Origin of the sequence: Bradyrhizobium genosp. SA-4 str. CB756, assembly GCF_000473125.1 — a bacterium.
Lineage (GTDB): Bacteria > Pseudomonadota > Alphaproteobacteria > Rhizobiales > Xanthobacteraceae > Bradyrhizobium > Bradyrhizobium arachidis.
Genome location: NZ_KI421499.1, coordinates 9433324 through 9456723 on the forward strand (window position 1 = coordinate 9433324; position 23400 = coordinate 9456723).

The window sequence follows — 23400 nt, forward strand, 5'->3', positions numbered from 1 at the left end:
GGATTGGCGGAGCGATGGTCTTTTCGCCAATCCCTTTTGTGAATTTTTCAAGAGGGATCGGCAATGAACAAACTCGTTTTCTTCCTTCGCTCTGTTGTCATCGGCTGCGTGGTTGTCCTCGCAGCGGTTTCGGCCGCCGACGCCGCGACGAAGAAAAACTTCAAGGTCGCCTGGTCGATCTATGTCGGGTGGATGCCGTGGGGCTATGCGGCCGACACCGGCATCGTCAAGAAGTGGGCGGACAAATACGGTATCACGATCGAGGTCAAGCAGTTCAACGACTACGTCGAGTCGATCAATCAGTACACCGCCGGCGGCTTCGATGCCGTGACCATCACCAACATGGATGCGCTGTCGATCCCGGCAGCTGGCAGCGTCGACACCACCGCTATCGTGATGGGCGATTTCTCCAATGGCAATGACGCCGTGATCCTGAAGAACAAGGCCGATCTCGCCGCCATCAAGGGGCAGAGCGTCAATTTGGTCGAATTCTCGGTTTCGCATTACCTCTTGGCGCGCGCGCTCGAGAGCAGCAAGCTCAGCGAGAAGGACGTCAAGGTCGTCAACACCTCGGATGCCGACCTGGCGGCCGCCTATAAGACGGCCGATGTCAGCGCGGTCGTGACCTGGAATCCGATCGTGACGGAGATTCTCGGCTCGCCGGACGCCAAAAAGGTTTTCGACTCCTCGCAGATTCCCGGCGAGATCATGGACCTGATGGTCGTGAACACCGAGGTAGCGAAGGACAACCCTGCCTTCGCCAAGGCGCTGGCCGGCATCTGGTACGAGACCATATCGAAGATGACGGGGAACGATCCCGCGGCGAAAGCTGCCAAGGAGGCGATGGCCAAGGCCTCGGGCACCGATCTCGCCGGTTTCGACAGCCAACTCGCCTCCACAAAGCTGTTCGACAAAGCGGCGGATGCCGAAGCTTTTACGCGCAGCAAAACGGTTGGGGCGACGATGGATCGCGTGCGCAAGTTCCTGTTTGAGAAGGATCTCTTAGGCAAGGGCGCGAAATCGGCCGACGCCGTCGGCATCGAACTCGCCGACAAGTCGGTGCTGGGTGACAAGTCGAACGTCAAGCTGCGCTTCGACCCGACCTACATGGACGAAGCCGCCAAGGGCAAGCTCTAGGGCCAGATTCTGACGCATCGCCTCACGCAGGAGCTGCTTTATGCGACTTGTGAACATACGGCCCGGCCGGCAGACGCGATTCTATCTCCTCGCGCTGCCGTTTCTGCTGGTTGCAATCGCGTATTTCGCCGGCTCCAGCGCGAGGCTCGCGCAGAACCCGAACGACAAGCTGCTGCCGGCGCTGCCCAGCATGGTGCAGGCCGTCAAGCAGATGGCGTTCGAGGTCGATCCGCGCTCCGGAAGCTACCTGATGGCCTCCGATACGGTCGCCAGCCTCGAGCGGCTGGGCTCGGCGCTGGCGATCTCGACAGTGGCGGCGCTGATCCTCGGCATCGTGATCGGCCTGCTGCCAGGCGCCAATGCCCTGCTCGGGCCGTTCGTGTCTGTCACCTCGATGGTGCCGCCGTTGGCGCTGCTGCCGATCCTGTTCATCGTGATGGGGCTGGGGGAGAACTCGAGGATCGCGCTGATCGTGATCGGGACGCTGCCCTGCATGATCCGCGACCTCGCCATGAAGGTGCTGGAGTTGCCGCGCGAGCAGATCGTCAAGGCGCAGACCATGGGCGCCTCGACTTGGCAGATCGCGCTGCGCGTCGCGATGCCGCAAACGCTGCCGCGGCTGATCGATGTGCTGCGGCTGCAACTTGGGCCGGCCTGGCTGTTCCTGATCGCAGCCGAGGCGATCGCGTCCGACTCCGGGCTCGGCTATCGGATCTTCCTGGTGCGGCGCTATCTCGCGATCATCATTCCCTACGTCGTCTGGATCACGATGCTGGCGTTCCTAATCGACGTCGGCCTGCGCATCCTGCAACGGAAGGCGTTCCCCTGGTTCGCGTCGGTGAGGGCGGAATGAGCGCGATCCGCTTCGACGACGTCTGGAAGGAATACGGCGATCACATCGTGCTCGAGCGCGTCACGATGGAAGTCGAGCCGCGTGCGTTCATCGCGCTAGTCGGCCCGTCCGGCTGCGGAAAGACCACGCTGCTGCGGATGCTGCTCGGCGAGGAGCAACCGACGCGCGGGAAGATCCTGGTCGACGGCAAAGTGCTGCCGGCGGAGCCCGATGCCGGCCGCGGCGTCGTGTTCCAGCGCTACTCGGTGTTTCCGCATCTGACGGTGCTGCAGAACGTCATGCTCGGCCGCGAACTGCGCGACGCCAAACTGCTCGGCCGCCTGTTCGGCGCGGCGCGGCGTGCCGCTGCGGACGATGCCATGAAGCTGCTCGCCGAGGTCGGGCTCGCCGGCCAGGAGAACAAATATCCGTCCGCCCTGTCGGGGGGCATGCAGCAGCGCCTCGCGCTCGCCCAGGCGATCATGCGCGACCCGAAGATCCTGCTGCTAGACGAGCCGTTCGGCGCACTCGATCCGGGCATCCGCGCCGACATCCATGTCCTGATGAAGCGGCTTTGGAACGAGACCCATCTGACCGTCGTGATGGTCACGCACGATCTCAGCGAGGCGTTCGGGCTGGCGACACGCGTGATCGCGTTGGAGCGGCAGCGCAATCGGCTGGAAGAGCGCGAGCGCTACGGCGCTACCGTGTCGCGCGATCTCGAAATCTTTCCGCGTCGCACCGCCGAGGTGCGGAACATCATCGATCCAGCTCCGGCCGGGACGACCCGGTCAAGCAAGGAGCATCAGCCGGGACGGCCCGGCGCTCTCGTCTTGAAGGAGCACTCATGATCCTCACAGAGGAACAGAAGGCCGAGATCGCGGCGCATACCCGGCAATACAATGAGCTGAAGGCGGCGGGGCAGGAGCATGCCCCGCGTGCGCTGCCGGCACCGACATCCCGCGATGCCGCGCCGATCGATGCTGCGATGGTTATTAATCGGGAGGTCATTCCGCCCGGCTGGTACTGGACGACGCGGCTGAACCGCGGCGAGACGCTGCGCATTGTCAACAGTTCAGGCCTGTCCACTGTCAGCCTGCTGGCGTGGAACAGCGCCGATCCCACCGAGCGGCTCAACCACGCCGACACGATCAAGGTGCAATGGGCGGCACGGCTGCAGAAGGGCCGCGTCCTGCTCTCCGACATGGGGCGGGCGCTGCTCGCCATTACCGAGGACACCAGCGCCGCGCATGACACGCTGGCCGGCGGCTCGACGGCAGCGACCAACCAGGCGAAATACGGCGAAGGCAATTTCCGCAACACACGCGACAATTTCATCCTCGCCGCGGCCAAGCTCGGACTCGACCGCCGCGACGTGCATCCCTGCGTCAGCTTCTTCGCGCCGGTCGCGGTCGATGCCGAAGGAATATTCCTCTGGTCGGAAGAGCGGCGGCGCAAGGGCGACTTCGTCGATCTGCGCGCCGAGATGGATCTCGTGATCGCGCTGTCGACCTGTCCGCATCCGCTCGATCCCGCGGCATCGTATCCGCAAGCGAGCGTCGAGGTCGTGCGCTACCGCGCTGCCGCGCCGTCCGCCGACGATCTCTGCTGCACTGCGACCGCTGAGGCGGTCCGAGCCTTCGACAACAATGCTCTGTATTTCGGCAAGACCAGCGAAGGAGCCGCGCAATGAACACGCAAGCCCGTCGCCCCGGCTCACGCATCGTGCTCGACGCCGAACTTCCCGCGCGCAAATCCTGGTCGGCCATCATCCGCAAGGGGCAGACATTGCGGATCACAGATAGCCACGGCCAGCAGGCGGTCGATACGCTGTTCTATTGCGCCGACGATATCGGCGAGCGCTACAGCGGCCAGGATACGCTGCGCGCGCAGGGCTCGGCCTATGTCGGGCTCGGCACCAGGATCATGTCGAGCGAAGGCCGCGTGATGCTGCGCGTCACCGCCGACAGCTGTGGCCTGCACGACACCTCGGCCGGTGCCTGCTCCTGCGAGAACAACACGGTGCGTTTCGGGCACCAGACGCGCTACCAGCACGCCTGCCGCGAGAATTTCGTGATGGAGGGGGCGAAGCACGGCCTGTCGAAGCGCGACATCGTGCCGAACCTCAACTTCTTCATGAACGTGCCGCTCGATCCCGACGGCAATTTCACCGTGGTTGACGGCGTCTCCAAGCCCGGCGACGCCATCGAGCTGGTCGCCGAGATGGACGTGCTGTGCCTGATCTCGAACTGCCCGCAGATCAACAATCCTTGCAACGGCTTCTTCCCGACGCCGGTGCAGGTCACGGTCTTCGAGCCGGAGGCTTGAAGCATGTTCAGCAAGGTCCTGACTGCCAACCGCGGCGAGATCGCCGGGCGGATCGGCAGAACATTGCGGCGCATGGGCATCGCCTCGGTCGCGGTCTATTCCGACGCGGACCGTTTCTCCCGGCCGGTGCTCGAAGCCGATGAGGCGGTGCGGATCGGCCCGGCGCCGGCCGCCGAGAGCTATCTCAACGTCGATGCGATCATGGAAGCCTGTCTTCGGACAGGCGCCGAGGCGGTGCACCCTGGCTATGGCTTCCTGTCGGAGAACCGCCGCTTTGCGGAGCGGCTGGCGGAGCATGGCATCAAGTTCATCGGCCCGCGGCCCGAGCATCTCGACGCCTTCGGGCTGAAGCACAAGGCCCGCGCCATCGCCGAGAAAAGCGGCGTGCCGCTGCCGCCGGGCTCGGGTCTGCTGGAGACTATCGACGAAACGATCGCGCAGGCAGCAGCGATCGGCTACCCCGTAATGCTGAAGAGCACCGCGGGCGGCGGCGGCATCGGCATGCAGCTCTGCCACGATGCGGCGACGCTGCGCGAGCGCTTCGAGTCCGTGCAGCGCACGGCGCGCGCCAGCTTCGGCGATGCGCGGGTCTATCTCGAGCGGTTCGTTGCCCGGGCGCGTCACATCGAGGTGCAGATCTTCGGCAACGGCAAGGGCGGCGTGGTAGCGCTCGGCGAGCGCGACTGCTCGCTGCAGCGGCGCAACCAGAAGGTCTTTGAGGAGACGCCGGCGCCGGGGCTGTCAGCCGACATCAGGCGCCGCCTGCACGCCGCCGCGGTGTCGCTCGGCAAGGCGGTGTCTTACGAATCCGCGGGGACGGTGGAGTTCATCTACGATGTCGCACGCGAGGACTTCTACTTCCTCGAGGTCAATACCCGCCTGCAGGTCGAGCATCCCGTCACCGAGCAGGTTTACGGCGTCGATCTCGTCGAATGGATGATCCGGCAGGCGGCAGGCGAGGAGGTGCCGGGCATGACCGGCGCGCTCGCGCCGAAGGGCGCGGCGATCGAGGTGCGGCTGTACGCCGAGAACCCGGCTGCCGCGTTTCGCCCGAGTGCGGGCCGCCTGACTTCGGTTGCGTTCTCGCCGGATGCGCGGATCGACGGCTGGATCGAGACCGGAACCGAGGTGACGCCGTTCTACGATCCGATGCTGGCCAAGATCATCGTCTCGGCCGAGACCCGCGAGGCCGCGATCGCAAAGCTGAGCAGGGCACTCGATGAGACGGTCGTTGCCGGCATCGAGACCAATCTCGGTTATCTCAGCGCCATCGCGGCCTCCGACGTGTTCCGCAGCGGCGAGGTCGCTACCAGCGTGCTCGGTGGCTTCGCCTATTGTCCGCGCACCATCGACGTCGTCGCGCCAGGCGCGCAGAGCGGCATCCAGGAATTGCCGGGCCGGCTGCACCTCTGGCACGTCGGCGTGCCGCCGAGCGGACCGATGGACGAGCGCTCGTTCCGTCTCGCCAACCGCGTTGTGGGAAATCCGGAGACGACCACCGCGCTGGAGCTGACCGTCAATGGGCCGACGCTGCGTTTCAACACCGACGCGACTGTGGCGCTCTCCGGCGCGAGGATGAAGGCGTCGCTCGATGGTACTGAATTCGCGTATCACGAACCGGTCACGGTGCGCGCGGGGCAGACGCTCGCGATCGGCAGCATTCAGGGCGCAGGCCAGCGCGCATACCTCGCCGTGCGCGGCGGCTTCGATGTGCCCGAGATGCTTGGCTCGCGCGCCGTGTTCGCGCTCGGTGCCTTCGGCGGTCACGCGACGGGATTGCTCAAGGCCGGCGATGTGCTGCATATCGGCGCCGAGCCGCCCGATCTCGCGGCGCGGCGCGCGCCGGAAAGCGAGCGGCCCGAGCTGACATCGGCGTGGGAGATCGGCGTGATCTACGGCCCGCACGGCGCGCCGGATTTCTTCACCGATGAGGATATCGACACGCTGTTCGCAGCGAGCTATGAGGTGCATTTCAACAGCGCACGCACCGGCGTGCGGCTGGTCGGCCCGAAACCGCGCTGGGCCCGCCCCGATGGCGGCGAGGCCGGGCTGCATCCGTCGAACATCCACGACAACGCCTATGCGGTCGGCTCGATCGATTTCACTGGCGACATGCCGATCATCCTCGGCCCGGACGGACCGAGCCTCGGCGGCTTCGTCTGCCCGGCCGTTGTGGCGCGCGACGAGCTCTGGAAGGTCGGGCAGCTGAAGCCTGGCGACACCGTGCGCTTCGTCCCAGCGAGGCGCGACGATCCGGTTGCCGGTCCTACGATCCTGAAGGCAACCGAACTCGGCGCGGCCATCGTGGGCCGCAACGATGACGGCCCGATCCCGGTCGTCTATCGCCGCGCCGGCGACGACAATCTCCTGGTCGAATATGGGCCGATGGAGCTCGACATCGCGTTGCGGCTGCGCGTGCATGTGCTGGCGCAGGCGCTGGAAGAGGCGAAGCTTGCGGGCCTGATCGATCTCACGCCCGGCATCCGCTCGCTGCAGATCCACTACGATGGCACCGCGCTGTCGCGGCAGAAGCTGCTCGACGGGCTTGCCCAGATCGAACGCGACTTGCCGCCGGTCGATGCGATGCGGGTGCCGAGCCGCACCGTGCATCTGCCGCTGTCGTGGCGCGATCCGCAGGCCGAGCTTGCGATGCAGAAGTATCAGGAACTGGTGCGGCCGGATGCGCCGTGGTGTCCGTCGAATGTCGAGTTCATCCGGCGCATCAACGGGCTCGCCGGCGAAGACGATGTCCGCCGCATCGTGTTCGACGCTGAATATCTCGTGCTCGGCCTCGGCGACGTCTATCTCGGCGCACCGGTGGCGACGCCGCTCGACCCGCGCCATCGGCTGGTGACGACCAAGTACAATCCGGCGCGCACTTGGACGCCGGAGAATGCGGTCGGCATCGGCGGCGCCTATATGTGCATCTACGGCATGGAAGGGCCGGGCGGCTACCAGCTTTTCGGCCGCACCATTCAAATGTGGAACAGCTGGCGCACGACCAGCGTGTTCAAGCCAGGTCATCCCTGGCTGCTGCGCTTCTTCGACAAGATCCGGTTCTTCCCGGTCGATGCCGATGAGCTCACGGAGGCCCGCGCCGCATTCCCATACGGGCTGTACGACATCCCGATCGAGGAGGACACATTCTCCTTCGCCAATTACGCGGAAGGATTGGCCGAAGCACAGCCGTCGATCGCCGCCTTCAAGGCGACGCAGCAGGCAGCGTTCGATGCCGAGCGTCAGCGCTGGCGCGAGATGAAGCTCGACGATGCGCCCGCGGAGACGACCGATGCGTCGGCCGTGGTCACCGGCATTCCCGATGGCCATGTCGGCGCCTTCTCGGAAGTGCCCGGCAGCATCTGGAAGATCCTGGTCGAGGACGGCGCCGAGGTTGCTGCAGGCGATGTGATCGCCATCATCGAATCCATGAAGATGGAGATCAACGTGCACGCCCCCGTCGCGGGCCGCGTGTCGTCGGTGCCAGCCCGGCCAGGCCAGACCCTGCGCGCGGGCGATCTGGTTGCGTTGATCGAACCAGCCTAGTCCGCACAGCACTATGCCCTACACCTCAAACCATTCCTCGCGAGGGGCGGCGTTGGCCTTCATGTGGTCAAGAGCACCTTTGAACACGACGTTGCCGTGACCCATGATGTAAGGCGGTCGGAGATCTTCATCTTAATCGACAGCCGCTGCTCTACCAGCAGGGTGGCGACCCCACCTTGGCATCGCGTTACGAGGTTGCCACCCTGCGCACGATCAGCGGTGCCAGACCTTTGCTTGGCTCGTCGACCATCGTCATCCCGGAACCCCAATACGGGAACAAGCTGCATGCTGGTCAAAAGGTTACGCGAACGCCCCCTTCCTCCGCGCGGTCTGGTTCAATCGCGAGTTCAAGATCGAGGCGTCAAGCTGATTAGGGGGCGTGGAGTGTCGGTGGCGCAGGTCGGGCGAGACCAGTGTTCTGCGCAAATGGGCGAAAGAGCTCGGCGCCGATCCGGTTACAGGCCTTTCCCGGCCAGGGGCAGATGAAGCCGGAGCAGGAAATCGAGCGGCTCCGCGGTGAGGTCACCAAGTTGAAGGCCGCTCATGCAACAGAAAAGGTCGCCGACGCGATCAATTGCGTCGCACAGGATTGAATTCAGTCGGCGTGTCGCCCTAAACACCTTGCTCTGTTAAACCTACGGCGTGCTGGTGTGCAGAAGGGATGTGCTCTTTTGAACTTGATGCCCGCTCGCGGGCGGCGCCGCTATCACTGTGTTAACATGCGCCGGCTTTGGGGCTGGCACGGCTGTAACGTGCTCTGCCCAGCGTTCGAGAGCTTCGCGCATTTCGGCTGCGTACCGTGCTCGGTTATATACGCCTGCAACGCCGGCGCGGTGGCCGCTGACGTGGTTTAGGATGGCTTCCACGATGTGCGGCAAAACGCCAAGCCGGTCGGCCATCACCGTGGATGCCGATCTCCGTAGGTCGTGAATCGTCCAATGGGCCAGGGGCTCGCCTAGGGCCTCCGCGATGCGTGCATCAAGCGCCACTTTCGACTTTGACCAGCCGGAGAACCCACGATGCAGGTCACCGCCGCGTCGGGGTCCCTCACCAAAGAGAAAGTCTCGGCCTTCTCGGCGCGAAGGTAGCAGGGCCAAGGCGGCGGGAGCCAACGGGACTAAGTGTTCGCGATGATTCTTGGTCCGGGCACCCGGCAGCGTCCACTGCCCCGAATTCTTATCAAGTTCGGTCCATTGCATACTGCCTACCTCATCGCGGCGTTGGGCTGTGAGCAGCAACAAACGTACGATGCGTCCGTAATCGTCATCACCGCAAGCCCGCCAGATGGCTGACAACTCTGTCTCGGTGAGGACCCGTTCGCGGCTTCCCGGCTGCGCGGGTCGATTAGTGCCGAGAACCGGGTTCGCGGGAATGTCGAGGCCTTCCCGTATTGCCCAGTTGAACATTGAGGACAGGGCTGTACGGGCGCGGGCTGCCGAGACGGTGCCATGACCCGAAGCGATGTCAGCAATACGAGCCGAGATATGGCGTCGGTTGATCTGGAAGACCGAGACCGGATGCAGGGGTTTCCAACTGACTAATAAGTAGCGTTCAATTTCAGAAAACGTCCGGGGCTTTAGCCTTTTTTCGGCGTTCTGGAGATACTGATCCGCGATCACCCGGAGGGTGTCGGCCGCCTGCAGGCGCGCCTTGGCTTTCTCGTCTGCCGGATCCTTGCCGTCGGCAACCAGGCCCAACAGCCGCTTGGCCTCTCTGCGCGCAAGTTCGGGTGTCCAGGGGGCGCCATGAGGACCGATGGTGACGAAGCGCTGCCGGCCGAACACGCGGTACTTGAGGACGTAGGTCGCTTGGTCACGTTGACGCCGAACGCCAAAGCCCCGCACCGCTTCGCGGTGGTCTGCGTCCCAGATAGTCTCGCCCGGCTTGAGCGCTTGTACTGCGCGAATCGTTATACTCGAGACCGCCATCGATCGCCTCTGTAGCTACCACGTAGCTACCACCATAGTGCCAATTGCAGCGCACGTAAGGCGACGGAGGGCGGTCTTATTATTTGATAATGCTCGATTTTTCGTAAGAAGGGCGGGGGGAGCGTACTATCGGCGGAGGCTTCGTTTTGTCTGTGGAACAGGAGGTCGGTGGTTCGAGCCCACCCAACTGTACCAGCGAGGGCAGGGATTTTGGCTGTAAAGCAGCAATCCCCGATCACCAGGCTTGGTTCGGTCGCAGCCCCAGCCGGAGGATGTGAGTGCCGCTCCAGCTCATCGTCGTCGCTTGCGGCTCGGGACTGTGTGCGCGACACGGCACCCAGGTTGCCGGGAGCCGCCGCTGCTTTCGTTCGAGGCTATGCTAGATTGCTGTGCGCGCCGGTCCTTGGACCCATTATTTACTGGCGGTCTATCTCCGAACGGCGAACGCGCGGTGAGCACGTTGGTGCAGTTTCAATCGGCTTTACGTTTCTATACGCCGCGTTAGCCGACTTCCATTTCGACCGGCATCCAGCCTGAACGCGGGGACAACACGCAAAGCTGAACGCGCGGCGAGAACTCCGCAAACTTCGGCCGTTTGATCACTGAGTCATTGTTTGCGAGTTGCCCTGGTCGCGATGTCGACGGAGAGTGGCTCGTGCGAACAACGACGGCAACTCGCCGAGAGCTTTGTTCATCCGATCAACCCAGCGATGCTCGATACACAGCACTTGCGATCAACACTGGCATCATGAAGGCGAGCCAACTTAGAAACAGACCCGCAACAAGAGTCCATAGCCGATCAGACTCCGGCGACGCCTCTTCCGTCAAGTACCGACGGCGCTTCTGGGCTACTCCGAGAGCACCGCTCGCTTGGCTGCCCATTGCCGGTACGCTGGTGCGTGCTTGCCATCGAGCGCCAGGAATAGCCATGAAATCGTCCGTCGTGAAACGATCCATCATGGTCGGCGACCACAAGACCAGCGTCAGCCTGGAAGAGGCATTCTGGACGGCCACGAAAGAGATTTCCGGCGAGCGCAACATGTCGCTTTCGGATCTGGTTAGTGAGATCGACCACAACCGGCAGCAGGCCAATCTGTCTTCTGCGATTCGACTCTACGTCCTCGCCTACTTCAAGAACTACGCGGCTGGTGTGATCACACAGAAGGACCATGGGACATCGGTAGTCCGCAAAGTCAGCCCCGACTGATGCGGCTGTGGTCAAACTACCAAGGAAACGTGAGGTCGCGGAGCGACCGCAGAAGCTTGGCAATCAGGCCGGGCTCTCGTGCCGGATATTCCGCGATCTTCCGATCTCCCTTCCAGAGCTCGACTGCGCATTCTCCTGCTAGTGACTGGGCGCGTTCTTTTGCCCTCTCTTCATTTGGGCATACGAGGTTCACACGCCGCACAATCCGACCCGTCGATGGTCCGCGCAGGTAGATCGAATATTCTTCGTTCGAAGGCTTGTTGCCGTCGCTCAGCTTACACCAACCTTACGGCCGATTTTGAGCGGCCCTGTCAGGTATAAGCGACCGGGAAAATTATGCAATGCCGGCTGCCCACAAACGAGCAGGCCTGCGTGCACTGCCTTGAGACGCCGGCCGCGCGACACCGGAGCCGCCCCGGCGGGGCGGCCCGATGCGCGTGACCTTGGTTGGGGGCTAGTGCAAAGGCCTCGTGAGGAAGTTGGCCTGTTGCTGAGATGATGCTGACGATGCCACCCCTGCCTGCGCGAAATGCGAGTCGCTACCGAAATCGCCCGCCATCATCTGATTGAGGAGGGCGTATGCCTTCGCGCCGGCGCCCGCGGCGGTATCGGTCGTCGTCGTGGCGGGAGTGGATGGGACGCTCGATGCTCCGGTGTCGCTGAGCGTTGTCGCCGCCCGTGCGAAGTCGGGATGATTGTTGAACGACTGAGCAGCGTTGAGGTGCGATTGCGCCCAAGACCTGCCATCCCCTGAGGTCGTTGTCGTGGACGTGCCCGAACTCGTCACCGACGTCGTCGTCGATGTGCTCGAGCTCGTGGTGGTCGCCGGAGGATCCTTCACCGTGATGGTCTGGGCCGCGCTCGTGATCGGGGTGCCGGTCGAGTCGGTCGCGGTGACCGTCAGCGTCGCGGTCGGATGACCGTGACCGCGGTAGGAGGAGCTCAGCGAGAGACCGCTGTTGACCTCGGCCGCGGTCAGCGTGATCGAATTTCCGCTGAAGGTCTTGCCGTCGAGTTTGTCCGTGATGGTTTCGTATTTCGGCAATCCGGAGATGTTGACCGTCACGTTGTCGCCGACATGCGGCACGCTCACCCCCAGGCCCAGCGGGATGCTGCCGCCCGGGCTGACCGACAGTGTGTTATCGGCGACGGTGAGAGTAGGCGCAACCGGCGTCGTCGGCTTCGCCGGCGTCGTCGTGTCCGTTCCGCCCGTGCTACCCGAGGACGCGCTGCCGGAGGAAGTGTTGCCAGTCGGATCGGTCACGGTGGTGCCGCCCGATGTCGTGCCGGACGAGGAATTGCCGGTCGTGCTACCCGAGGACGTGCTGCCGGAGGAAGCGGTGCCAGTCGGATTGGTCACGGTGGTGCCGCCCGATGTCGTGCCGGACGAGGAATCACTGGTCGTGCCACCCGAGGACGTGCTGCCGGAGGAAGCGGTGCCAGTCGGATTGGTCACGGTGGTGCCGCCCGATGTCGTGCCAGACGAGGAATTACCGGTCGTGCTACCCGAGGTGCTGCCCGATGAGGTCGTGCCGCCCACGCCCTGCCAGCCGCTTGCGGCCGAGCCGGTGACGAGCGTCATGTTGCGATAATCGACAGCCGCCGATTCGGATGCTGGCGACCGGTAGATCCCATATTCCCAATAGGTCGGATCGCCAAAACCCAAGGGACCCTTATAGTTCACGACCTCCTGGCCATTGACCGACACCTTCAGATAGCCCGCGCTGGTGTTGGAGAAATTGGCCTGGACGTTGATGTCGTAATACTGTCCCGGCACGATAGTGGGACCGTCCCAGGTAAGGTGCTTCAGATCAGAGGATCCGTTGCTGGGATTGCCGCCGGGCAGGGCATACAGCGCATCAAACTCCATCTTATCGCCGACCATGTTGACGTAAAATGGAGGCGAGGTGGACACGCCGCTCGCGCTGTCATCGTTGTGCATTTGGCCCAGGATGAAATACGACGACGTCGTATTGACGAACGTGTTGTTGGGGCCGTTGGGCTCAAGCTTGACCTGATAGTCGATGGCGATTGGGGTGCCGGCCGCAATACGCGCGTCGCCTTCAATTTCGGAGCGATCAGGATAAGAGCTGTCGTACCAGGCACGATCGCCCGAGTGGACTTCGAAGCGCAGTGTGTTGGAGTCAGGATTGCTCAGGCTATAGCTGTTGCCAGCCGTCTGGACTTCGTAGCCGTCGCCACCGATGTCAAAGCGATTTTTCGGTGTAGACGAAAACGACGTAATCGTGCCGGTAGTATCCAAAATTCAGGCTCCATCGCGTTGCAGAGATGATTCTCTTTGACGTTGACAAGGGAATTCGCTGCCGCACGCCGTGATGGCCCGCGACCTATTGCATGCTCGCAGTGCTGCGCACCGCGAACACCTTCACGTGCCGCGCCTCGCGAAGGCGCGAGACACAGCGCACGCCCGCAGCGCGAAGCGCCGCGAACTGATTTCAAAGCAGTGGGAATTTCGAGGTGCCCCCCCAACTGCTGGGCCAGTCGGTTAATTAGGAAGTGTGGCGAAAAAAATAGGCGAGCATGGCGATAATTTGCATTATCGTAGTCCTATAGACGTCACGCCGTAGGTGGAATGATGCTCCGTGGTCGGAGCGGTATGGCCGCGAATGTGCGTTATCCATCCACGCCGCCGCCGCCAGCAGCGTGCCCAGCGCCACCGCGCCTGACACCGGGTTCACCAACCGCTAATACTCTGCGCCGCGAAGATGTAGGCGTTGGCGCCGGTCGGCATCGCCGCGAACAGCACGATGACGCCGGCAGCATTCGGCGGCAGGCCCAGCAGTTTTGCCAGCACGAATGCGGCCGCCGGCATCGCCACCAGCTTGAGCGCGCACATCACCAAAATGCTGAGCTTCTCGCCCTTCACCTCGAAGCGGAACAGGTGATGCCGAGCGCGATCAAGGCGGCCGGCGATCCCGCCTGCGCGAGCAGCTCGATCGTCCTGTCGACGACGGAATTGCGGTGACACTGGACCAAACTTTCGACGCGGGGAGGGCCCTATCCGCAATGCTGCTCAAGGCCAATTTTGTGCGCTGTCACCGTAGCTCCCTAGGTCGCAATGCGATATCGGTAGCGAGCCAAGGGCGTTCATGGAAAAGCAAGCCAGGCGGAAAAGATCGTGAGTTTCTTCGAGCGTCTCAAGACAGAAGCATCCGTTGAGTGGCGGGCCTACACCGAACATCCCTTCACGAACGGATTGGCAGACGGCTCGCTCCCCGAAGCGGCGTTTCGTCACTACCTCGTTCAGGACTACCTGTTCCTCATCGAGTTTGCTCGCGCGTACGCGCTCGCGGTCTACAAATCGCCCAGGCTTGCCGACATGCGCGAGGCCGCGGCCGGCCTTTCGGCCATCCTCGATGTCGAGATGAACCTGCACGTGAAGCTCTGTGCCGGCTGGGGTCTATCCCCGTCCGATCTTGAACAGGCTCCTCCGGCCGCAGAGATGCTGGCCTATACACGCTACGTGCTCGACGCTGGAATGCGCGGCGACCTGCTGGCACTCAAGGTGGCGCTTGCCCCCTGCGTGATCGGGTACGCGGAGATCGCAACGCGGCTCGCCTCGCGACCCCAAGCGGACGCTGCGACGAACCCCTATCGCGCCTGGATCGCCGAATACGCCGGCGTGCCGTACCAGGAGGTCGCTGCCAGAGCGCGGGCGCACATGGAGCAACTCGCCGAACTCTATGCCACGCCGGCCCGCGAGGCAGAGCTGATCGCGATCTTCAAGGAGGCCACCAGGCTCGAGGCAGATTTTTGGGAGATGGCCTGGCGCGCGGGCTCGCGGGTCGAATAGCGGTTTCGGCAATCGTCGGGGGTCCCTATCTCACCCCCGCCACCACGATCACCACCACCGGCAACGTCATCGCCGCCAGCAGCGTCCCCAGCGCCACCGCGCCGGACACCGGATTCACCAGCCGCTGATACTGAACCGCGAAGATATACGCGTTCGCGCCGGTCGGCATCGCCGCGAACAACACGACGACGCCTGTCACGACCGGTGGCAGGCCGAGCAGTGTCGCCAGCGCGTACGCGACCGCCGGCATCGCCAGCAGTTTGAGCGCGCTCATCACGACGACGCTTGTCATCTCGCCTTTCACCTCGAACCGAAACAGGTTGATGCCGAGCGCGATCAAGGCGGCCGGCGATCCCGCCTGCGCGAGCAGCTCGATCGTCCTGTCGACGACGGGATTGAGGCCGAGGCCGGTGAAGCGCCACACCACGCCGAAGCCGATCGCCAGCATCAAGGGGTTGCGGGAGAGATCGGTGAGCACGGGGCGGATCACCGAGAGGGCAGAGCCGGTGCGCTTGCGGCTGACGAGCTCCATCTGCAGGATGCCGCAGAGCCAGAGCAGCGGCGTGTTCACCGACAGGATCAGCGCCATCGGCCCCGCCGCCTCGTTGCCGAGCGCCGAGAGCACCAGCGGAATGCCGAGCATCACGATGTTGCCGTAGACCGAGCCGATCGCGAACACGACACCGTCCTCGCGGTCCTCGCGCCGCGCGCGCAGCAGGGCCGAGAGGATCAGCGCCGCGATCCAGGTCAGCGCGAGCGCGCCGTAATAGGCGCCCCACATGCGCCACGGGCTGACGTCGGGGAATTCCGACACGACGATGGTGCGGAACAGCAGGGCGGGAATCGCGATGCTGAAGGCGAATTCGCTAATGCCCTTGTGCGCGGTCTCCGAGACGAAGCGGAACAGCACCGAGGCATAGCCCGCAGCGATCAGGGCGAACACCGGCGCGACGATCAATACGGTGGCCATGCGCCCCTCAACCTCACGGGGATATGGCCTCACCACCCCACGCACCCTCAATGGTGCCATCATGCCCCTGTTTTGCCCGACGAGTCAAATGGATTTCGTAAAATCCGCAGACGTGCGGAGATTCGCAAGCCGGCCCGGGGCCACGGCTACTGTGCATGGGGTTGTTTTCGAATCTTTTTAACGGACCCCACCCACCGCCGTCATCCCCCGCGAAAGCGGGGGATCCAGTACGCCGCGGCTTCTCGATTGAACCATCGCCGTCTCGGAGTACTGGGTCGCCCGGTCAGGCCGGGCGACGACAGCGTAAGAGATGGTGGGCTCCGTCAACCACGGCGCCTTCGCCACGGCCGCCGCTGTTGCCGAGACCGCACAGCGGCGCGTTTTCGCATCTGCCCTCGGTTGCCAACCAACCGCCGTTCACCCACTATTCCCTCCTGTTCGACATTTGGGGGGATCCATGCCGGTGTTTCGCTTCAGACAATCCGTGGCCGCCGCAGGCCTCGCGCTTGCGCTGGCCGTCCTGGTGCAGCCGGGCTCTGGCTTTGCCTACACGCCGGAGCAGCAGCAGGCCTGCACGCCGGATGCGATGCGGCTCTGCGGCGAGTTCGTTCCCAACGTCGACGCCATCACCGCCTGCATGATCCAGAGGAAGTCGCAGCTCTCGCCGCAATGCGCGGTGTTCTTCCGTCGCGGGCCGGAGCCAGGTGAGGCGGCCTCCCGGCGCGCCAGCAGGCCGACCAACATCGCGCCGAGAAGTGCTTCGACTACCTCGAAGAAGAAGCCGGCGGCGAAGGCGAGCAAGAAGAAGAAAACCGACGAGGGCTGAGCGCGGCCAGCGTTCCCGTTTTGAAACCTCGCGATGCCCGGGCGCCTGCCCGGGCATTTGCATTCCGTGCTCCGCTTGTGACCGATGTCACGCAAGCTTGTGTCACGCAAGCTTGCCGTTCCCGGGTCGGAACGACTCCGGCCCTCAGCCTCGCGACAGCTTCCGGACTCCTTTTGTTCGCGCGGGCCCCGCGCGGACTTGCGGGTATTACGGACGGGCGCGATGGAAAAGAGTCGGGAGAAGGTTTACGCGGGCAGGTTGCATTCGGTTTTTCCCGCCGCGCTGCTCAAAAAGCGCACAGACGCTTGGATGACAGGCGTTTCATTGCAGTGCGTGTCTCGTCGCTCGCAGCAGTGTGACTCAAAAGCCAACACCCACTGTTATTTCGTGGCGGCGACGCAACTCCTGATAAATTTTTCTTTCACGAATCAGCGTCGTGATTCATTTTCATAGCCTGGGGTCAATCTGGAGGCCGAAGGTATGAACGTTATTGTTTTTGCATCGCGTAAAGGCGGCTCGGGGAAGAGCACCCTGGCTGCACATCTCGCCGCGCAGATCAAGGCGACCAAGCCCATCCTGCTCGTCGATGCGGATCCGCAAGGCTCGCTCACGCTGTGGCACAAGCTGCGTGGCACCAACGAGCCGCCGATCAAGGCAGCGGTGAACTCCGTTAGCGGCATCGTCTCCGCTGCCAAGCGCGACGGCTATGAATGGGTGTTGATCGACACGCCGCCGAACCTCTCGGCCGTCGTCGATGACGCGATCAAGAATGCCACCATGGTCGTCATTCCCGCCCGTCCCGGCGTGTTCGACGTCAACGCGGTGCAGGAAACCATCCAGATGTGCCGAGCGGCGCGCAAGCCCTATGCGGTCGTGCTCAACGGTGCGCCGGCCAAGCGCGACGAGTCCGAAAGCCCGATCGTCACCATCGCCCGCGAGGCGCTGGCGAAATTCCGCGCTCCGGTGTGGGGCGGCCAGATCACCAACCGTTCGGATTTGCTGATGGCGCTGAGCCACGGCGAAGGCGCGCGCGAGTATCAGGCCGAGAGCCGCGCGGCGCAGGAGATCGCAAGGCTGTGGGCGGCGATCGAGCGTTCAGTGAAGGCTATTCGCGGCACGGCGTCGGCGTCCGGCGCAATGCACAAGCAGGCAGCATAATTTCACAATTCATTCCCCGGACGACAAACGCGCGGATGCCCGCGCGTTTTGCGTTTCCGGGCTTCACTCCTCATTCCGGGATGGCGCATCAGCGCCAGACCCGGAATCTCGAACTGAAGCTCACGCCACCATCAGCATGTAGAACACGATGACCGGTGACAGGGTCAGGATCACCGACCAGATGCCGACGGCCCAGAGAATGTCGCCGGTGGTAAAGTTCTGCTCTGCTGCGTCGTAATGCGACGCCGCCTCGTTATGACTATTCACAAACGCCCCCGCGATTTCTTCGCTTATGGGCGTGGACGATAGGCGGGATGCTTTAAGATTCCGTCCCGCAGGCTCCTGCGCTTTTCCAGCGCATTTGCCAGCACGGATTAACTATGCGAGTGCGGCGCGCCGCCGTCAGGCGAGCCAGATCCGGAACAGCAGCACCGGCATCAGGCCGAGCACGACAGCCCAGAACCCGAACGACGACACCACGAGAATTCCCTGCAAGAGATCGGCGGGCGCGAACTGGCTCGCGGCCGTAGGCCGGGTGCGATTCCCCATTGGATATTCCCCCTTTGGTAGACTTTGAGGGAAACGATAGGCGCCATTGCGTAAACGAGACGTGGATGCGCCTTGCGGCAGTAGCGAGGGGAGTTCGCGCACGGTTAACCACGGCAGCGCTCTCTCACTCCCTCTCCCCGCTCTTGCGGGGAGAGGGTGGGGTGAGGGGCTGGCTCGGCAAACACGAAAGAAGCGCTACGCCGCGACCTTCATCCGCCGCGCGATCTCGCGATCGATCGTGGCGGCGAGCTCGCTGCTCACCTCCACCATCGGCAGGCGCACTTCGGGGCTGTCGATCAGGCCGCTGCGCCACAGCCAGTACTTTGCCGGCGCAGGGCTCGGCTCGGCGAACAGCAGCCGCGTTAGCTCGGCGACCTCATTCCAGCGCGCCAGCGCAGCATCGTGGTTGCCGCGCTTGAGCTCGCTATAGATCGCAGCGAACGTCGCGGTTTCGACATGTGCCGACAACACGATGCCGCCGTCGGCACCGTCGGTGAGTGCCTCGAGATAGTTCGCGTCCTCGCCGGTCAGCACGCGAAAATCCTTGGGACGGTCGCGCAGCAGCGCAATCGATTGCTCGCGGCTCCCGCCGCAATCCTTGAGGCCGACGATGTTCTGATGCTCGGCGAGCCGTAGCATGGTCTGGTTGGTGATGTTGACCGCGCAGCGATAGGGAATGTTGTAGAGCGCGAGCGGCCAGGCGGCGTGATCGGCCAGCGCCTCGAAATGGGCGAGCAACCCGCGCTGCGAGGGCCGCACGTAATAGGGGCTCGCGATCAAATAGCCGTCGATCGGCCAGTCCGCGGTCTCGTCGAGGCGATCCTTCATTCGCGCCGTGTCTGCGCCCGACAGGCCGAGGCAGATCGGGATGTTGCGGCGGCCCGCCGCCATCTCCTCGCGCACGACGGCGACGAGGCGCTCGAGCTCGGCCTCGCGCAAGGTCATGCCTTCACCGGAGGTCGCCCCCAGGATGAAGCCGTCGATAGCCTGTCCGCAATAGTGCCGGGTCAGTCGCCGCAGCGAGGTCTCGTCGAGCTTGCCGCCCTGAAACGGCGTCACCAGCGGCAGCCACAGCCCGTGCAATTGATCGCGTAGTCCGGTCATGTTCCATCTCCTTCTCGGGAAAAAACCTGAGACGGAGGGCACATGAAAAAACCCCGTCCAGGTGGCGGGGTTTTCGGGATTTGTCGCGATGACGAAGTCAGCCTAGCGCGCGCAAGATTCCGAGGTCCCCGGATGGGGGCCTTTTTTCGAAACGATGGCGCACGACTTCGTGATCATGGGCAAATGATGCGGGGTACACCTGGAACTGTCAATACACGCGGAAGGCGAAAACGGAATCGCAAGAAAAAAAGCCGGACCCGAAGGGCCCGGCTTAGGTATTGGCCACGTGAGGCCGACACAATCACCTTCCAAGAGGGATTACTGAACTCCCGCGCCACTGGAGGAGGGGGACAAATGCGCAACGCGAAGGCTCAGCGTGCAAGCAGTATGGGCTTCTCCAGCGCCATGCAGCAACAGCCGAGGCCGCATGTCAGACATGCGGAAATCAGGACGGCCAACGCTGCGCCTTGCTCACCACGAAGTCGCGGAACACCTGCACGCGCGCGACCGTCTTCAACTCCTCGGGATAGACGAAATAGGTGTCGAGCTGGATCGAATCGGACTCGCCGAACAGTTGCACGAGGCGGCTCTGCTCCTCGACGAGATAATCCGGCAGCGCGGCGATGCCGAGGCCCTGCTGGCAGGCGCGCACCAGGCCAAGGATGTTGTTGACCTTGAAATAGGCCTCGCGCGGACCCGAGCCGTTGCGCGCAGCTTCGACCAGCCAGTTGCGGTTCTGAAGATGCGGCGCGAAGTTGCCGTCGGAGAGCGTGATGATGCGGTGGGAGTCGAGCTCCTCGAGCGTGCGCGGCGTGCCGAAGCGCTTGATGTATTCCGGCGAGCAATAGGCGTGGAAGCCCATCGCGAACAGCTTGCGCTGGATGAGATCGGGCTGCGTCGGCTTGCGGGTGCGGATCGCGACGTCCGCCTCGCGCATGGAAAGATCCAGCTCCTCGTCGGTGACGATCAGCGAGATCCGGATCTCCGGATAGAGTGCAGTGAACTCGCCGAGCCGCGGGATCAGCCAGTTGATGCCGACGCCGGGCGTGGTGGTGATCTTGAGGTCGCCGCTCGGCCGCTCCCGGCTGTCGGTCAGCTTGGCGCGCGCCGCCTGGAGCTGCATGAACACGTCATGCGCGGTGCGGAACAAGAGGTCGCCCTGCTCGGTGAGGATCAGGCCGCGGGCGTGGCGGTGGAACAGCGAGACCGAGAGCTCCTGCTCCAGCGCCGAGACCTGGCGTGACACCGCCGATTGCGACAGGCCGAGCTGCTCGCCTGCATGCGTGAAGCTGCCTGCTTCCGCCGCTGCGTGAAACACCTTCAGCTTGTCCCAGTCCATGTCTGTAAATCCGTCGCGTGTTCGAGGCATGATCGTTATTCCGCTGCAGCGCGCTCGCTGGCGCGCAGGGACAGGAATCGTTCGGCTTCGAGAGCTGCCATGCAGCCGAGGCCTGCGGCCGTGACCGCCTGGCGGTAGGTCTCGTCGGCGACGTCGCCGGCGGCGAACAGGCCGGGCACCGAGGTCGCGGTCGAGTTCGGGGCGACCTCGACATAGCCCGACGGTTTCAGCTTGACCTGGTCTTTCACGAGCTCGGTCGCCGGCGCATGGCCGATGGCGATGAAGATGCCGTCGGTCTTCACGTCCGTGAGCGCGCCGGTCTTGACGTTCTTGAGGCGCACATGGGTGACCTTGTTGGGGTTCTCGGTGCCGCAGATCTCGTCGACGGCGGAGTCCCAGATCACCTTGATCTTCGGGTGCTTGAACAGGCGCTCCTGCAGGATGCGCTCGGCGCGGAAGTGATCGCGGCGATGCACGATGGTGACCTGCGAGGCGTGGTTGGTGAGGTACAGGGCTTCCTCGACCGCGGTATTGCCGCCGCCGACCACCATGACGTCCTTGTTGCGGTAGAAAAAGCCGTCGCAGGTGGCGCAGGCCGAGACGCCGCCGCCCTGGAACTTTACCTCGGACGGCAGCCCGAGCCAGCGCGCCTGCGCGCCGGTGGCGAGAATCACGGTGTCGGCGAGATAGACATCGCCACTGTCGCAGGTGAGCCGGAACGGCCGCTGGTGGGTGTCGAGCTTGGTCACCAAGTCGGAGACGATCTTGGTGCCGACATGGACCGCCTGCTTCTCCATCTGTTCCATCAGCCAGGGGCCCTGGATCACGTCGGCGAAGCCCGGATAGTTCTCGACGTCGGTGGTGATGGTGAGCTGGCCGCCCGGCTGGATGCCCTGGATCAGGATCGGCTCGAGCATCGCCCGCGCGGCGTAGATCGCCGCGGTGTAGCCGGCGGGGCCGGAGCCAATGATGACGACCTTTGCATGAACAGGAGCGGACATTTCGATGGACGCCTTTCACGGGGGATTTGCAGCGCGGGCGCGGAACGTGCCGGGAGGCCTCGCGGAGGCGCTGAAATATCAGAGCTAATCTAAGCCTTCTGGTGAGCCATGCAAGAATTGCATTCCCTGTCAGCGGATTTTTCCAACACGGAACAAAAGTCGATTGCGCTGCACGCGCAATAAAATTGCGCTGGCCGCGCGGACTGGGTATGAGGATTGCGACAAACCACCCAATACCGCCGCAAAGGCCAGGAGTTCCAATCACGTGTCGCGGAACCTAGACGAGATCGACCTGAAAATTCTGACCGAGATCCAGGCCGACGGTCGAATCACGAATGTCGAGCTGGCCAAGCGGGTCGGCATCTCGCCGCCGCCGTGCCTGCGCCGGGTCCGGACGCTGGAGGAGGAGGGCTATATCCACGGCTATCGCGGCCTCCTCGACGCCCGCAAGCTCGGCTTCGACGTCACCGTGTTCGCCGCCGTGCACCTCTCCAGCCAGGCCGAGGCTGATTTGCGCGCCTTCGAGGACTTCGTCCGCGCCGAGCCCCTGGTGCGTGAATGCTGGATGCTGTCGGGCGAGGTCGATTTCATCCTGAAATGCGTCGCCCCTGACATGGCGACGTTCCAGGATTTCGTGACGCACCTGACGGCGGCCCCGCACGTGCGCAATGTGCGCACGTCCCTGGTGCTGCACAATTCGAAATACGAGGCGGCGGTGCCGCTGGACGTGAAAGGACGGAGGTAGGGCGCGAGCCTGTTCGATCCGTCATCCTGAGGTGCGAGTGATGGGGCGCAGGGCGCCCCATCGGGAGCCTCGAAGGATGCACGGCCCGCATGCAGCAGCGCGCGGCAACAGTTGGGCCGTCGCCCTTCGAGGCTCGCCGAAGAGGCGAGCACCTCAGGGTGACGGTGAAAGAGTTGGGCGCGCGGCTCTCCACACCGTCGTTACGAGCGCAGCGAAGCAATCCAGAATCGTTTCGCGGAGGCAGTCTGGATTGCTTCGTCGCTTCGCTCTTCGCAATGACGCGTGGAGAGAGCGCGGGCTCTCTCACGCAAGCACCGCGTCGAAACAAAAAGGCCGCGCAACGCGCGGCCTTTCGAACATCAGCGCAGCGGCAAATCCCTACCGCCACTCCACCTTGGTGATCTCATAGGCCTTGGCGCCGCCGGGCGTATTCACCTCCACGGAGGCGCCCTTCTTCTTGCCGATCAGCGCGCGGGCGAGCGGGGAGGTGATGGAGATGCGGCCCTTCTTGGCGTCGGCCTCGACCTCGCCGACGATCTGCCACACCGTCTTCTTTTCGGTGTCCTCATCGACCAGCGTCACGGTGGCGCCGAACTTGATGGTGTCGCCGGAGAGCTTCGAGATGTCGATGATGTCGGCGCGCGCGAGCTTGTCCTCGAGCTCGGCGATGCGGCCCTCGTTGTGCGACTGCTCTTCCTTCGCGGCATGATATTCCGCGTTCTCCGACAGGTCTCCGTGCGAGCGCGCCTCGGCGATATGCTCGATGATCCGCGGACGGTCCACGGACTGGCGCTGCTTCAATTCTTCCCCGAGCGCGACAAAGCCGGCCTGGGTCATCGGAACCTTTTCCATCTCTTCTCTCGTCCTTCGGCCCCGCGCCCCCGCAACAACAGAAGGCGCGGCAACCTTGATTCGTCAC

General features: G+C 63.8%; 21 protein-coding genes and 1 pseudogene. 12 read left to right on the forward strand and 10 right to left on the reverse strand.

What is annotated here, in order from left to right:
- Positions 1–63 precede the first annotated feature (63 nt).
- The 7 genes and pseudogenes from BRAGE_RS0145705 to BRAGE_RS55595 form a co-directional block, all read left to right on the forward strand.
- Entirely contained in the window at positions 64–1137 is a 1074-nt protein-coding gene (locus BRAGE_RS0145705; RefSeq protein WP_027564643.1) for a putative urea ABC transporter substrate-binding protein, read from the forward strand.
- 40 nt (positions 1138–1177) lie between these two features.
- Entirely contained in the window at positions 1178–1990 is an 813-nt protein-coding gene (locus tag BRAGE_RS0145710; RefSeq protein ID WP_027564642.1) for an ABC transporter permease, read from the forward strand.
- Complete coding sequence (locus tag BRAGE_RS0145715) at positions 1987–2820, forward strand: ATP-binding cassette domain-containing protein (RefSeq protein ID WP_027564641.1); 834 nt, start codon at positions 1987–1989, stop codon at positions 2818–2820. Before BRAGE_RS0145710 ends, BRAGE_RS0145715 begins: the two co-directional genes overlap by 4 nt.
- On the forward strand, positions 2817–3662 hold the full coding sequence (locus BRAGE_RS0145720; protein ID WP_027564640.1) for an urea amidolyase associated protein UAAP1: 846 nt from the start codon (positions 2817–2819) through the stop codon (positions 3660–3662). Before BRAGE_RS0145715 ends, BRAGE_RS0145720 begins: the two co-directional genes overlap by 4 nt.
- A complete protein-coding gene (locus BRAGE_RS0145725; RefSeq protein WP_027564639.1) occupies positions 3659–4297 on the forward strand; it encodes an urea amidolyase associated protein UAAP2 in 639 nt (212 codons plus the stop codon). The genes BRAGE_RS0145720 and BRAGE_RS0145725 overlap by 4 nt, the downstream gene beginning before the upstream one ends.
- A 3-nt stretch (positions 4298–4300) precedes the next feature.
- The gene (gene uca / locus BRAGE_RS0145730) at positions 4301–7840 is read left to right on the forward strand and encodes an urea carboxylase (protein WP_027564638.1); all 3540 of its coding nucleotides are present in this window, start codon (positions 4301–4303) and stop codon (positions 7838–7840) included.
- A 352-nt stretch (positions 7841–8192) separates the two neighbouring features.
- A pseudogene (locus BRAGE_RS55595) lies at positions 8193–8379 on the forward strand (IS3 family transposase); the annotation flags it as partial.
- A gap of 96 nt (positions 8380–8475) precedes the next feature.
- On the opposite strand, the gene BRAGE_RS51415 reads toward BRAGE_RS55595, so the two are convergent.
- A complete protein-coding gene (locus tag BRAGE_RS51415) occupies positions 8476–9768 on the reverse strand; it encodes a tyrosine-type recombinase/integrase (protein ID WP_084335040.1) in 1293 nt (430 codons plus the stop codon).
- A gap of 928 nt (positions 9769–10696) precedes the next feature.
- Here BRAGE_RS51415 and BRAGE_RS51420 point away from each other — a divergent pair.
- The gene (locus BRAGE_RS51420; RefSeq protein ID WP_051378361.1) at positions 10697–10975 is read left to right on the forward strand and encodes a ribbon-helix-helix domain-containing protein; all 279 of its coding nucleotides are present in this window, start codon (positions 10697–10699) and stop codon (positions 10973–10975) included.
- Between the two features lie 454 nt (positions 10976–11429).
- Here the strand turns inward: BRAGE_RS51420 and BRAGE_RS0145755 are convergent, their stop codons facing one another.
- Entirely contained in the window at positions 11430–13238 is a 1809-nt protein-coding gene (locus tag BRAGE_RS0145755) for a heparin lyase I family protein (RefSeq protein ID WP_028146527.1), read from the reverse strand.
- Between the two features lie 432 nt (positions 13239–13670).
- Entirely contained in the window at positions 13671–13964 is a 294-nt protein-coding gene (locus BRAGE_RS0145760; protein WP_231164131.1) for an AEC family transporter, read from the reverse strand.
- Between the two features lie 150 nt (positions 13965–14114).
- Between BRAGE_RS0145760 and tenA the strand changes: the two genes are divergently transcribed.
- Entirely contained in the window at positions 14115–14789 is a 675-nt protein-coding gene (tenA, locus tag BRAGE_RS0145770; RefSeq protein WP_027563732.1) for a thiaminase II, read from the forward strand.
- A 25-nt stretch (positions 14790–14814) separates the two neighbouring features.
- Here tenA and BRAGE_RS0145775 read toward each other — a convergent pair whose 3' ends face one another.
- On the reverse strand, positions 14815–15759 hold the full coding sequence (locus tag BRAGE_RS0145775; RefSeq protein ID WP_027563733.1) for an AEC family transporter: 945 nt from the start codon (positions 15757–15759) through the stop codon (positions 14815–14817).
- A gap of 457 nt (positions 15760–16216) precedes the next feature.
- On the opposite strand from BRAGE_RS0145775, the gene BRAGE_RS0145780 reads away from it, so the two are divergent.
- Together BRAGE_RS0145780 and BRAGE_RS0145785 are read left to right on the forward strand one after the other, a co-directional pair.
- Entirely contained in the window at positions 16217–16585 is a 369-nt protein-coding gene (locus BRAGE_RS0145780) for a hypothetical protein (RefSeq protein WP_027563734.1), read from the forward strand.
- A gap of 480 nt (positions 16586–17065) precedes the next feature.
- Positions 17066–17743, forward strand: a complete 678-nt coding sequence (locus BRAGE_RS0145785; RefSeq protein WP_027563735.1) for a ParA family protein — start codon at positions 17066–17068, stop codon at positions 17741–17743.
- A 120-nt stretch (positions 17744–17863) separates the two neighbouring features.
- Here BRAGE_RS0145785 and BRAGE_RS55600 read toward each other — a convergent pair whose 3' ends face one another.
- The 5 genes from BRAGE_RS55600 to trxB all read right to left on the reverse strand — a co-directional run bounded on the left by BRAGE_RS55600 (position 17864) and on the right by trxB (position 21736).
- Positions 17864–18010 (reverse strand): hypothetical protein, encoded by a 147-nt coding sequence (locus BRAGE_RS55600; RefSeq protein WP_167336554.1) that lies wholly within the window; start codon positions 18008–18010, stop codon positions 17864–17866.
- 135 nt (positions 18011–18145) lie between these two features.
- Entirely contained in the window at positions 18146–18292 is a 147-nt protein-coding gene (locus tag BRAGE_RS56335) for a hypothetical protein (RefSeq protein ID WP_167336555.1), read from the reverse strand.
- 195 nt (positions 18293–18487) lie between these two features.
- Positions 18488–19396 carry a 4-hydroxy-tetrahydrodipicolinate synthase family protein gene (locus tag BRAGE_RS0145800; RefSeq protein WP_028146528.1) on the reverse strand — a complete coding sequence of 303 codons (909 nt, stop codon included), beginning with the start codon at positions 19394–19396 and terminating at the stop codon, positions 18488–18490.
- A gap of 445 nt (positions 19397–19841) precedes the next feature.
- Positions 19842–20765, reverse strand: a complete 924-nt coding sequence (locus BRAGE_RS0145805) for a LysR family transcriptional regulator (RefSeq protein WP_027563737.1) — start codon at positions 20763–20765, stop codon at positions 19842–19844.
- 5 nt (positions 20766–20770) lie between these two features.
- The gene (gene trxB / locus BRAGE_RS0145810) at positions 20771–21736 is read right to left on the reverse strand and encodes a thioredoxin-disulfide reductase (RefSeq protein ID WP_027563738.1); all 966 of its coding nucleotides are present in this window, start codon (positions 21734–21736) and stop codon (positions 20771–20773) included.
- Between the two features lie 265 nt (positions 21737–22001).
- Here trxB and BRAGE_RS0145815 point away from each other — a divergent pair, with 265 nt between their 5' ends.
- Complete coding sequence (locus BRAGE_RS0145815) at positions 22002–22481, forward strand: Lrp/AsnC family transcriptional regulator (protein WP_027563739.1); 480 nt, start codon at positions 22002–22004, stop codon at positions 22479–22481.
- A 378-nt stretch (positions 22482–22859) separates the two neighbouring features.
- Here the strand turns inward: BRAGE_RS0145815 and greA are convergent, their stop codons facing one another.
- Entirely contained in the window at positions 22860–23333 is a 474-nt protein-coding gene (gene greA / locus BRAGE_RS0145820; protein WP_027563740.1) for a transcription elongation factor GreA, read from the reverse strand.
- Positions 23334–23400 lie beyond the last annotated feature (67 nt).

Coding starts and splice junctions, on each gene's coding strand:
- BRAGE_RS0145705 (WP_027564643.1), top strand. CDS start 64: ATGAACAAACTCGTTTTCTTCCTTCGCTCTGTTGTCATCGGCTGCGTG.
- BRAGE_RS0145710 (WP_027564642.1), top strand. CDS start 1,178: ATGCGACTTGTGAACATACGGCCCGGCCGGCAGACGCGATTCTATCTC.
- BRAGE_RS0145715 (WP_027564641.1), top strand. CDS start 1,987: ATGAGCGCGATCCGCTTCGACGACGTCTGGAAGGAATACGGCGATCAC.
- BRAGE_RS0145720 (WP_027564640.1), top strand. CDS start 2,817: ATGATCCTCACAGAGGAACAGAAGGCCGAGATCGCGGCGCATACCCGG.
- BRAGE_RS0145725 (WP_027564639.1), top strand. CDS start 3,659: ATGAACACGCAAGCCCGTCGCCCCGGCTCACGCATCGTGCTCGACGCC.
- uca (WP_027564638.1), top strand. CDS start 4,301: ATGTTCAGCAAGGTCCTGACTGCCAACCGCGGCGAGATCGCCGGGCGG.
- BRAGE_RS51415 (WP_084335040.1), bottom strand. CDS start 9,768: ATGGCGGTCTCGAGTATAACGATTCGCGCAGTACAAGCGCTCAAGCCG.
- BRAGE_RS51420 (WP_051378361.1), top strand. CDS start 10,697: ATGAAATCGTCCGTCGTGAAACGATCCATCATGGTCGGCGACCACAAG.
- BRAGE_RS0145775 (WP_027563733.1), bottom strand. CDS start 15,759: ATGGCCACCGTATTGATCGTCGCGCCGGTGTTCGCCCTGATCGCTGCG.
- BRAGE_RS0145780 (WP_027563734.1), top strand. CDS start 16,217: ATGCCGGTGTTTCGCTTCAGACAATCCGTGGCCGCCGCAGGCCTCGCG.
- BRAGE_RS0145785 (WP_027563735.1), top strand. CDS start 17,066: ATGAACGTTATTGTTTTTGCATCGCGTAAAGGCGGCTCGGGGAAGAGC.
- BRAGE_RS56335 (WP_167336555.1), bottom strand. CDS start 18,292: ATGGGGAATCGCACCCGGCCTACGGCCGCGAGCCAGTTCGCGCCCGCC.
- BRAGE_RS0145800 (WP_028146528.1), bottom strand. CDS start 19,396: ATGACCGGACTACGCGATCAATTGCACGGGCTGTGGCTGCCGCTGGTG.
- BRAGE_RS0145805 (WP_027563737.1), bottom strand. CDS start 20,765: ATGCCTCGAACACGCGACGGATTTACAGACATGGACTGGGACAAGCTG.
- trxB (WP_027563738.1), bottom strand. CDS start 21,736: ATGTCCGCTCCTGTTCATGCAAAGGTCGTCATCATTGGCTCCGGCCCC.
- greA (WP_027563740.1), bottom strand. CDS start 23,333: ATGGAAAAGGTTCCGATGACCCAGGCCGGCTTTGTCGCGCTCGGGGAA.